Here is a 9493-nt window from a genome sequence, read left to right on the forward strand (position 1 = left end):
AGACGCTGGTGAAACGCGGGCTGCGGATCGTGTCGGGCCGCACGGAAAGCCACGTGATGCTGGTGGACCTGCGCGCGAAGCACATCACGGGCAAGGCGGCGGAAGCGGCGCTGGGTGCGGCGCACATTACGGTGAACAAGAACGCGATTCCGAACGATCCGGAAAAGCCGTTCGTGACGAGTGGCGTGCGGCTGGGCTCGCCTGCGATGACGACGCGCGGCTTCGGGCCGGCGGAAGCGGAGCAGGTGGGCAACCTGATCGCGGACGTGCTGGAGAACCCGGAAGATGCGGCGACGCTCGAGCGCGTGCGCGCGCAAGTGGCCGAGCTGACCAAGCGTTTCCCGGTCTATCGCTGATCCGGCATGCGCTGCCCGTTCTGCCGGCATGAAGACACGCAGGTCGTCGACTCGCGCGTCTCCGAAGATGGCGCTGCGATTCGCCGGCGCCGTCGCTGCTCGGCTTGCGACAAGCGCTTCACGACGTACGAGCGGGTCGAGCTGAACCTGCCGGCCGTCGTGAAGAAGGACGGCAGCCGCACGGAATTCGACCGTCGCAAGATCGTCGCCAGCATGCAACTCGCGCTGCGCAAGCGGCCGGTTGCAGCCGATGCGATCGACGCGGCGGTCGCCCGTATCGAATATCAGCTGCTCGCCACGGGCGAGCGGGAAGTGCGTAGCGAGAAGCTCGGCGAACTCGTGATGAACGAGTTGCGCGGCCTCGATACGATCGCCTATGTCCGTTTCGCATCGGTTTACCGCCGGTTCGAGGACGTTTCCGAATTTGCCGACGTGATCGAAGAGTTCCGTCGCGCGTCCCCCTCCAAGCCTCCGCGTAAGCGCTGACGCGCCGCGTTCGTTCATCGTCTTCTCCGCAGGCCCGATTGGGCCGAGTGATCCAGTTCGTCCCGATTGTGTCGGTCTCGGCCGCATGTCGCCAGTTGGCCGTTTGGCCAATGGCGCGGGTTCGCTCGCGTCGCTACAGTCGTTGCATCACGTTGACGGAGGGCAATGGCGATGGGACTGCACCGAAAGATTGTCGGCGCGCACCTGCGGCGCTGCGACGGATTCACGCTCGTCGAGCTGATGGTCGCAATCGCGCTGGCGGCCGCGACGGCGCTCTACGCCGCTCCGGCATTCGATCAGTGGCGCATGCGCGAACGCGTCGATGCGCGCTCGCGCACGCTGCTCGGTGCGGTGTCGTTCGCCCGCACCGAGGCGGCTCGGCTCGGCGTGCGCGTCACGCTGTGCCGCGCCGGGCCCGCCGGCGATTGCGTGCGCGCCGACGAACCATGCGATCCGGCCGCATGGTCGTGCGGCTGGATCGTCAGCGGGCAGTTCGACGGGCAGTCGCGGGTGTTGAGGCGTTATCCGCGCGATCCCGACATTGCCGTGACGGGCGCCACGCACGATCTGGCGTTCGCGCCGCCGGCCGGACAGGTGATCGGCGGGATCCGGCGCTTCGAATTGCGTGCGCAGCGCGAGCGGCCTGGCGACGAGGCGCGCACGTCGCGTTGTATCCGGATTTCGGCGGGCGGTCGCGCGCGCATCGTGGCCGGCCGGTGTGACGCGGCATGAAGTGCTCGCGCCGACGAACGCACGGCACGTCGCTGCTCGAAGCGGTGCTGGCCGTTGCGCTGCTCGCGGCCGTGATGCTGACGGTGGTCGGCAGCCAGTTCGCGATGACCCGCATGCAGCGGGCGACGATCTGGCGCGAACGTGCGCTCTGGCTGGCCGACGCACGCATCGAGCGCCGTCATGCGGCACCAGGCGATGACGGCGGCCTCGCGGCGCTTGCGGCGGCATCGTTGCCCGACGGCGCAATGATGCTCGACCGTGGGGCGGCCGGTGTCAGCTATGCGATCGTCGGCTGGCGCGACGCCGACACTGCGCAGTCGGCCTCGGCGTCCGCGCGGTGCGATGCGGCGCGGACGATGACGAAGCCGCCGTCGTGTGTGCGCATTCCGTTTCGGGAGTTCGACGCCGATGAACGCTGATCGCCGCAGCCGCGCACATACGCTGCTGGAAGTCCTGATTGCGATGGTCGTCGGTCTGCTCGTGCTCGCGGCCGCCGGCGCGCTTTACCACGCACAGCGTGTCGCGCACGGGCGGGCCGAGGACGCGTTCGCGATGCGCGATGCGGCCACGACGGCCCTGATGCTGATCGGACAGCAGATTCAGATGGCCGGATTTCGTTCGCTCGACGACGACGACGCGTTGCCGCTGCCGCCGTTGTTCGGTTGCTCCGCGGCGCGGGTGCGTGGCGATGGTGCACAGGTGCGCTGCGAAGCCGCTCGCGAGGCCTCCGATGCGGTGGTGGTCCGTTATGTCGGCGACGGTGTGTCGACCTGGCCAACCATTGGCGACCAGGTATCCGACTGTCTCGGGCAGGGTATCGGTGCCCCCGGCGAGCGGCCGCTGGTGGAAAACCACTTCGATGCGCATGTCAGCCCGTCGACCGGTGAGCCCGAGCTGTACTGCGAAGGCAGCGGTCGCCCCGGCACGCCGCAGCCGGTGGTGTCCGGCATCGACCAGTTGCGTGTGCGCTATTTGCGTCGCGGAACCGTGCGATTCGCCGACGCGGCGGCGATCGGCGCTGACGGGTGGCGCGACATCGTCGCGGTACATCTGTGTGTGCGGGCGCGCGGTGAACCGATGCGCGCGCCGACGCGTCATGTCGACTGCGATGGTCGCGTTGCCGTATCCGACGATGGCCGCGCGCGCCTCACGCTGCATCGCATCGTCGCGTTGCGGAATTCATCGATCGCGTTGGCCGATCGTGTCGTGGGCGGTGTGCGTGACGGTGAGGCATTCCGATGATCCGCGCGACCCGGTCCGTCCGACGTTGTGCGACGCGGATCGCGACAGCCGATGCGTCGGCGCGCCGTGCTGCGGGCCGGCGCGGCGCAGGTGACGGCCCCGCGTTGCCGAACCGCGCGACATTACGCGTTGCGCCCGCACGTCGGCCTCGGCTTCGGCGTCGGCTTCGCAATGCCGGCCTTGCGCTGCCTGCCGTGATGGCCGTTGCCGCGGCGGTCGTGGCGCTGGCAGGCACATGGTTCGAGTCGGCGTTGACGGAATCGCGTCGCACGCGCGCGTTGTCCGATCGGATGATCGCGTTTCATGCCGCCGATGCGGCGTTGGCCGCATGCATCGTGCGTTTGCGCGGCGGCGCAGCGCCATACCTCGACGAACCGGCATCGCATGGTGAACCACGCGCGTGGCGGCGGACGCCCGCGCTGCGCGTCGCCGACGCGTTCGAGCCGTTTGCATCGTGGCCGCTGGCGGCGCAGCCGCCGCGTTGTCTGATCGAAGCGTGGCGAGGTGCCGGTCCGGCCGGCAGCCGCGCGTACCTCGTCACCGCTCGCGGCGTCGGCGGCGATGCCTCGAGCGTGGTCTGGCTGCAGAGCCAGCTCGCGTTGCGCGACGGGCGCATCGTGGCGCAGCGCTGGCGTCGTGTCGTGACGGTGCAATGATGCGAGCCGCTGCTGCGATGCGCCGGCTGGCGGCCTTCACGTTGATCGAATTGATGATCGTGCTCGCAATCGTCGCTGCGTTGGCGAGCTGGGGTGTCCCGTCATATCGCGCGCACGTCGCGCGCATGCATCGCACCGCTGCGGTAAGTGCGCTGTACCGGGCCGCCCAGTATCTCGAAACGCTCGATGGCCCGCCGCCGCAGACGTTGCCGGATGCGTACACACAGGCACCGCCGGACGGGCAGCCGGTCTATCGGCTTACGCTGCGGCGACCGGCCGACGGCGATGCGCCGGTGGCATACGAACTCGTCGCCAGCCCGCTCGACGCCGGGCCGATGCGTGACGACCCATGCGGTGCATTCACGCTGCGTTCGGACGGAACGAAGGGCAATGCAATGGCGGATACCGGCCAGATGGACGAACCGTCTCGCGCGTGCTGGGGCGTGCATTGAGTCTGCACGTGACGCGCGCGGCTCAACCGCATCGCGCGCGCCCCGTGGAGCGTCAGTCGTTGCTCGCGGTGCTGTCGCGCTCGTCGCGCGATTGCTTCCAGATCTGGTAGATCTCCCATGCGGCGAAGCCCAGCGTTCCCCACTTCAGCGCCGGCCCGCCGGTTGCGCGCAACAGCGAGCGAACGGGTTTCGCGAGCACGAGCGACGCAAGCGAGCTCAGCATCGGATACTGGTTCACGATCTGGCCGATGCTCGCGTTCAGGCTTTTCGCGGATTGACCGAATTTCGAGGTCGACAGGCCGGGGATGAACACCTTCAGCCAGCTGAAGCGCGTGACGGCGTGACGCATGTCGGCGGCGGCTTCGGCGAGCTCGAGCCGCTCGACTTCGGATCGCAGGATCAGCAACTCCTTGCGGAGTGCGCGATGCTGCGACGCGCTCCAGTTCGAGCGCGACGAATGGTGGCTGGGCGAATGGCCCGTGACGTTCTGGCTCATGGCGCGTCGGCGAAATGGGTGGAACGGGTGAACGCGACGGCGTTCACGGCTTGCCGCGGAACATCTCGCGGTCCTTTTCGAGCTCGGCGAGCGTCGCCTCGAACACGGTCGGCGCGTTGCGCAGGCCCGCGCGCGCCTTCAGCACGCACACGATGCCGGCGACCGCGTACAACGCGGTGACCACCGCGAGCGACTGCCAGCGATAGGTGTCCCAGAACGCGATCGCGATCAGGACGGTCAGACTGATGAGCGCCATCGTCGCGAGCATCATCGCGGCGAGGCCGAGAAACAGCACGCCCATCAGGCGTTCCTTCTCCTCGGCCAGTTCGATGCCAACGAGTTCGAGACGCGTTTGCAGTAGGCCGATCGCGGAACCGACGAGGCGGCGCAGCGGCCCCGGGCCGGATGGCTGCGGGTGGGTGTCTGTCGTCATGGATGAGGCGCTTGCACGCGCAGTGAGCAGCAAGGTCAAGCCAGGCCGGCGGCGAGCCGCCGGCCTGCCGCGACTCCCGCGTGCCGCAGCGAGCGGCGCGCGGGGCGAAACGGCGCAGCGCGCGTTACTTGCGGTTGATCAGCAGGCCGATCAGCACGCCGACGCCGGCAGCGACGCCGATCGACGTCCACGGATGCTCGTGCACGTAGTCGTCGGTTGCGCGCGCCGCCTTCTTGCCTTTCTCGACCACCACGACCTGGACGTCGGTTGCCTTTTCCTTGGCCTGCTTCAGGCGCGACATGGCCTTTTCGCGCAGCTCGGTAGCCCGGTCGCCCGTGCTGCTCGCAGCCTGCTTCAGCAGGTCCTCGGCGTCCGCCAGAACGGTTTTGATATCCGACATCAGTTTCTCCTTGTTGATTTCCGACATTGCAACTCCCTTCATGCTGTCATGCTGCAGGTTCACATCGTAGCGAAACGCCTGCCTGCTGGCGAGCCGGGAAGACGCACGGCGACATTGCAAGACCGCATGGTAAACGAAACGTAAACAAAAACAGAGCCGCCGACGGCGTGAAAAGTGCCTTTCGCCGCTGTCCACCGCGCTCTGCGCCTGGGCAAAAATGACAAAAAAGTATGAATATCAAACGTAATAATCGTTCGCATGGCCCATTGCTTCCCGTAAGCTGAGTGACTATCCCGCGCCGACAGCGCGCGGTTTCAACCAGCATCGTTCGAGGAGGGAACATCATGGGTCTGCGTCTTGGTGACATCGCACCGGATTTCGAGCAGGAATCGAGCCTGGGCACGATCAAGTTTCATGAGTGGCTTGGCAACAGCTGGGGCATCCTGTTCTCCCATCCGGCCGACTACACGCCGGTATGCACGACGGAGCTCGGGCTCACCGCGAAGCTGAAGGGCGAATTCGACAAACGCAACGTGAAGGTGATCGCGCTGTCGGTCGATGGCGTCGAATCGCACAAGGGCTGGATCAACGACATCAACGAAACGCAGTCGACGGTCGTCGGCTTCCCGATCATCGCCGACGCCGATCGCAAGGTCTCGCAGCTGTACGACATGATCCACCCGAACGCGAACGAAACGCTGACGGTGCGCTCGCTGTTCGTGATCGATCCGAACAAGAAGGTGCGTCTCATCATCACCTATCCGGCCAGCACCGGCCGCAATTTCGACGAAGTGCTGCGCGTGATCGATTCGCTGCAACTGACCGATAATTACAAAGTCGCGACGCCGGGGAACTGGAAGGACGGCGACGACGTCGTGATCGTACCGTCGCTGCAGGATCCCGATGAGTTGAAGAAGCGCTTCCCGAAGGGCTTCAACGCGGTGCGTCCGTATCTGCGTCTGACGCCGCAGCCGAACAAGTAAGCAGCGGCTGCGCGCGATCGCCGCGCGCCCATGAAAACGGCCCGCCCGGCAGCGATGCCGGGCGGGCCGTGTCGTTTCAGCGCACGACGCAGCGCGACCGGCGCCGCGTCGCCTGCGCAAACGGTCAGAAGAATGCCTGGATGCCCGTCTGTGCGCGGCCGAGGATCAGCGCATGGATGTCGTGCGTTCCTTCGTACGTATTGACCACTTCGAGGTTCACGAGGTGGCGCGCGACGCCGAATTCGTCCGAGATGCCGTTGCCGCCCAGCATGTCGCGCGCGAGCCGCGCGATGTCGAGCGCCTTGCCGCACGAGTTGCGCTTCATGATCGACGTGATCTCGACGGCCGCCGTGCCTTCGTCCTTCATCCGGCCCAGCCGCAGCACGCCTTGCAGGCCGAGCGTGATCTCGGTCTGCATGTCGGCGAGCTTTTTCTGGATCAGCTGGTTCGCGGCGAGCGGCCGGCCGAACTGCTTGCGGTCGAGCACGTACTGGCGCGCGGTGTGCCAGCACGATTCGGCCGCGCCCAGCGCGCCCCACGCGATCCCGTAGCGGGCCGAGTTCAGGCACGTGAACGGGCCGCGCAGGCCGCTCACGTTCGGCATCAGGTTTTCGTCCGGCACGAACACCTCGTCGAGCACGATCTCGCCGGTGATCGACGCGCGCAGCCCGACCTTGCCATGGATCGCCGGCGCCGACAGCCCCTTCCAGCCCTTCTCGAGGATGAAGCCGCGGATCGCGTCCGCGCCGTTTTCTTCGAGCTTCGCCCACACGACGAACACGTCGGCGATCGGCGAGTTGGTGATCCACATCTTCGAGCCGGACAGCGAATAGCCGCCCGGCACTTTCTTCGCGCGTGTGACCATGCTGCCCGGGTCCGAGCCGTGGTTCGGTTCGGTCAGCCCGAAGCAGCCGATCCATTCGCCGGTCGCGAGCTTCGGCAGATATTTCTGCTTCTGCGCGTCCGAGCCGAATTCGAAGATCGGCACCATCACGAGCGACGACTGCACGGACATCATCGACCGGTAGCCGGAGTCGACGCGCTCGACTTCGCGCGCGATCAGGCCGTAGCTGACGTAGTTGAGGCCGGGGCCGCCGTATTCGTCAGGGATCGTCGGGCCGAGCAGGCCCAGTTCGCCCATTTCGCGGAATATCGCCGCGTCGGTGCGCTCGTGGCGGAACGCCTCCGTGACGCGCGGCGCGAGCTTGTCCTGCGCGTACGCGCGCGCGGCATCGCGCACCATCCGCTCCTCTTCGGTCAGTTGCTGGTCGAGCAACAGCGGATCGTCCCAATGAAAAGTTGCAACGCTCATCGTGTCATCTCCTGTCGGTCGTCGGCGGCGCTTCGCTACCTGTTCCGATATCTATGGTCTGCTTGACTTGCGTTCCGCTGTGCGGAACAATGTTTTGCAAAACGAACCCAGTGTAGCACCAGATGACACTTTCAACCATCGACGAAACCGCGATCGACGAACGCAAGTTCGTCGTTGCGCTTGCGCGCGGGCTCGACCTGCTGCGCGCGTTCCGGCCCGGCGAAACGATGCTCGGCAATCGCGATTTCGCGGAACGCACCGGGTTGCCGAAGGCGACCGTGAACCGGCTCGCTTACACGCTGACCGTGCTCGGCTACCTGCGCTACGACGAGACGCTCGGGAAATACGCGCTGGATGCCGCGGTGCTGTCGCTCGGCTACGCGCTGCTGTCCGGGTCGGGGACGCTCGATCTTGCGCGGCCGCACATGCAGGCGCTCGCGCGCGAGATCGGCGCGGCCGTGTCGCTCGGCTGCCGCGACGGGCTCGACATGATTTATCTGGAGACGATCCGCAGCGAAACGGCGCTGACGCTCGGGCTCGCTCCCGGCTCGCGCCTGTCGATGCTGACGAGTTCGATGGGGCGTGCGTATCTGGCCGTGCAGCCGGAGGACGTGCGCCGCGCGCTCTATGCCGACCTGCATCGTGCGGCCGGCGGCGGCGCCGACGCCGATGCGCTCGTCGCGGCCGCGCAGCAGGCGGTCGCCGAATTCTCGACGGGCGGCTGCTGTTATTCGTTCCGCGCGTGGCACACGGACGTGAACGCGGCGGCCGTGCCGTTTCGCGAGCCGCGCGACGGACGCTGGCTGATCCTCAGCTGCAGCGGGCCGGCATCGTCGATGGACGAACAGGCGTTCCGTACCGACGTCGGGCCGAAACTGAAGGCGCTCGCGCAGCGGCTCGGTCAGACGGTCTGAAACGGGGCGCGCGTGGGCGCGTCGCCGGCATTGCCGCGCGCGGCCGCGGATGCCGTGCCTGTTGCAACGCGCGGGCGCCACGCTCATCATCGTTCCCTGACTTTCCGACGATGACGAGGTTCGCGATGTCTGTCCCCGAGACGATGGAAGGCGGTTGCGCATGCGGAGCGATCCGTTACCGGATCGCCGGCATTCCGACCGACGCGGGCTTTTGCCATTGCCGGCTCTGTCAGCGCACGACCGGTGCGGCGGTCGTGGCAGCGGCATCGGTGCCGATCGGCGCGTTCGAGTATCTGCAGGGCGAGCCGACGGTCTATGCGTCGAGCGCGTGGGGTGAGCGGCGCTTTTGCGGCCGTTGCGGCGCGCAGCTCGAATATCGGCTGCGCGACGCGCCGACCACCGTCGAAATCAACTACGCGACGCTCGACGAGCCGGCGCGGCTGCGTCCGGTGTGGCACGTGTGGTATGCGGATCGTTTTCCGGGGATCGACTGTGCCGAGGATCTGCCGAAATACGACGACGACGGACCGCAGTAGGCGTCGAGGTGACGGCGACGAGCGCGCCAGCACGCATGTTCGATCGGGTGGCGTGAACGCGGCAAGAGTCGGCCGTCGCGACACGTGGATCGTTGCGCAGGCAACTGGTGCGTCGACTCTGCCGAAATACGGCGACGGCGGACCGGGATGGGCGTCGCGATGCCGGCGACGAGTGCGTCAGCGAGCCAGCACGCGCGTTCGACTCGGCTGCATGAGCGCGGCGCGAGCTGGCCGACATGGCGCGTGCGGTGCGCGGATCGTTTCTCGGAAATCGACTGTGCCGACGATCTGCCGAAATACGACGACGGCGGACCGGAGTAGGCGTCGAGATGCCGGCGACGGGTGCTGCAGCAAACTAGCAAGCGGGTTCGACTGGGGCTGCATAAGCACGGCGCGATGCCGCAAGCCGCTAGGCCTGCATCGACCGACCGCCTGCCGCCCGCCGTTTGACGACGGACGCGCACGACGGCAAGCACGACCCACCCGCCCGAAGAC

General features: G+C 67.1%; 13 protein-coding genes and 1 pseudogene. 10 read left to right on the forward strand and 4 right to left on the reverse strand.

The features are described from left to right. The 7 genes and pseudogenes from glyA to C3Y15_RS30425 all read left to right on the forward strand — a co-directional run. A pseudogene (glyA, locus tag C3Y15_RS30395) lies at positions 1–356 on the forward strand (serine hydroxymethyltransferase); the annotation flags it as partial. A gap of 6 nt (positions 357–362) precedes the next feature. Then, positions 363–842 (forward strand): transcriptional regulator NrdR, encoded by a 480-nt coding sequence (gene nrdR / locus C3Y15_RS30400; protein WP_006760615.1) that lies wholly within the window; start codon positions 363–365, stop codon positions 840–842. Between the two features lie 171 nt (positions 843–1013). Continuing rightward, entirely contained in the window at positions 1014–1574 is a 561-nt protein-coding gene (locus tag C3Y15_RS30405; protein ID WP_011883405.1) for a GspH/FimT family pseudopilin, read from the forward strand. Continuing rightward, the gene (locus C3Y15_RS30410; protein WP_045578510.1) at positions 1571–1993 is read left to right on the forward strand and encodes a hypothetical protein; all 423 of its coding nucleotides are present in this window, start codon (positions 1571–1573) and stop codon (positions 1991–1993) included. The genes C3Y15_RS30405 and C3Y15_RS30410 overlap by 4 nt, the downstream gene beginning before the upstream one ends. Continuing rightward, positions 1983–2816: a type IV pillus assembly protein gene (locus tag C3Y15_RS30415; RefSeq protein ID WP_014722506.1), complete on the forward strand. Its 834-nt coding sequence runs from the start codon at positions 1983–1985 to the stop codon at positions 2814–2816. The genes C3Y15_RS30410 and C3Y15_RS30415 overlap by 11 nt, the downstream gene beginning before the upstream one ends. 197 nt (positions 2817–3013) lie before the next feature. Further along, entirely contained in the window at positions 3014–3472 is a 459-nt protein-coding gene (locus C3Y15_RS30420; RefSeq protein ID WP_011883410.1) for a pilus assembly protein, read from the forward strand. After that, positions 3472–3924 carry a type IV pilin protein gene (locus tag C3Y15_RS30425; RefSeq protein WP_041493936.1) on the forward strand — a complete coding sequence of 151 codons (453 nt, stop codon included), beginning with the start codon at positions 3472–3474 and terminating at the stop codon, positions 3922–3924. The genes C3Y15_RS30420 and C3Y15_RS30425 overlap by 1 nt, the downstream gene beginning before the upstream one ends. A 52-nt stretch (positions 3925–3976) precedes the next feature. Here C3Y15_RS30425 and C3Y15_RS30430 read toward each other — a convergent pair whose 3' ends face one another. The 3 genes from C3Y15_RS30430 to C3Y15_RS30440 form a co-directional block, all read right to left on the reverse strand. Further along, positions 3977–4420, reverse strand: a complete 444-nt coding sequence (locus tag C3Y15_RS30430) for a DUF3318 domain-containing protein (RefSeq protein WP_011883413.1) — start codon at positions 4418–4420, stop codon at positions 3977–3979. A gap of 43 nt (positions 4421–4463) precedes the next feature. Further along, positions 4464–4853 carry a phage holin family protein gene (locus tag C3Y15_RS30435; protein ID WP_011883414.1) on the reverse strand — a complete coding sequence of 130 codons (390 nt, stop codon included), beginning with the start codon at positions 4851–4853 and terminating at the stop codon, positions 4464–4466. Positions 4854–4977: 124 nt separating this feature from the next. After that, the gene (locus C3Y15_RS30440; RefSeq protein ID WP_011883416.1) at positions 4978–5280 is read right to left on the reverse strand and encodes a YqjD family protein; all 303 of its coding nucleotides are present in this window, start codon (positions 5278–5280) and stop codon (positions 4978–4980) included. A gap of 317 nt (positions 5281–5597) precedes the next feature. On the opposite strand from C3Y15_RS30440, the gene C3Y15_RS30445 reads away from it, so the two are divergent. Continuing rightward, a complete protein-coding gene (locus tag C3Y15_RS30445) occupies positions 5598–6236 on the forward strand; it encodes a peroxiredoxin (protein ID WP_014722511.1) in 639 nt (212 codons plus the stop codon). Between the two features lie 124 nt (positions 6237–6360). Here C3Y15_RS30445 and C3Y15_RS30450 read toward each other — a convergent pair whose 3' ends face one another. Then, entirely contained in the window at positions 6361–7548 is a 1188-nt protein-coding gene (locus C3Y15_RS30450; protein WP_011883419.1) for an acyl-CoA dehydrogenase, read from the reverse strand. A 122-nt stretch (positions 7549–7670) separates the two neighbouring features. Between C3Y15_RS30450 and C3Y15_RS30455 the strand changes: the two genes are divergently transcribed. Both C3Y15_RS30455 and C3Y15_RS30460 read left to right on the forward strand, forming a co-directional pair. Then, positions 7671–8462, forward strand: coding sequence for an IclR family transcriptional regulator (locus C3Y15_RS30455; protein WP_011883421.1), 792 nt, complete (start codon positions 7671–7673; stop codon positions 8460–8462). 125 nt (positions 8463–8587) lie between these two features. After that, positions 8588–8998 carry a GFA family protein gene (locus C3Y15_RS30460; RefSeq protein ID WP_045579403.1) on the forward strand — a complete coding sequence of 137 codons (411 nt, stop codon included), beginning with the start codon at positions 8588–8590 and terminating at the stop codon, positions 8996–8998. Positions 8999–9493 lie beyond the last annotated feature (495 nt).

This window comes from Burkholderia sp. B10 (assembly GCF_004368385.1).
Classification (GTDB): Bacteria; Pseudomonadota; Gammaproteobacteria; order Burkholderiales; family Burkholderiaceae; genus Burkholderia; species Burkholderia vietnamiensis.